The organism is Peribacillus sp. P4_C12, assembly GCF_056402095.1.
In genome coordinates, this window is the sequence record NZ_JBFUIB010001144.1 from 1 (window position 1) to 614 (window position 614).

Below are 614 nucleotides of genomic sequence, written 5' to 3' on the forward strand. Positions count from 1 at the left end.
GATCTGTCTCACCTTTAATGGCTGTATTATTAGATCCGGCTAAATCTGCTGAACCACCAATAAAGCTAGGAACCTTTTTGGCAATCGCATTTAGGACTTCTCCACTTGAAGCTCGGGAAGCTAATGTTTTTCCTTCTTCGTAGACCGGAATTTCCTGGTCCCACTCAAGAGGTAATTCACCTTTTATAGCCAGCTCTAATTGTTCAGCTAACTCAGGATGTGCTTCTTTGTAATTTTTAAACAGTTCGTTCCAAGCTTCTTCTTTTTTAYTGCCTGCTTCGACGCAAGCTTCATTAAAGTGGGAGTACACTTCTTCAGGAACATAGAAATCCTCTTCAAATGTCCATTTGTATGCTTCCTTAGTCAGTTTCAACTCATCTGCACCAAGCGGCGCACCGTGAACAGCAGACTTACCAGAACGGTTTGGTGAACCATAACCGATTACGGTTTTCACTTCTATTAATGTTGGGCGAGCATCGTCAGTCTTTGCTTCTTCAATTGCTTTCGCAATTTCCTGAAGATCGTTTCCATCTTCTACGCGCAGATATTGCCAGCCATACGATTTGAAACGGTTAGCTACACTTTCACTAAATGATTGGCTTAAATCGCCGTCA

At 42.3% G+C, this 614-nt stretch carries 1 pseudogene; it reads right to left on the minus strand.

Annotated elements, in window-relative coordinates:
- Positions 1 to 614: pseudogene (locus AC1DUW_RS31830) on the minus strand (transketolase); the annotation flags it as partial.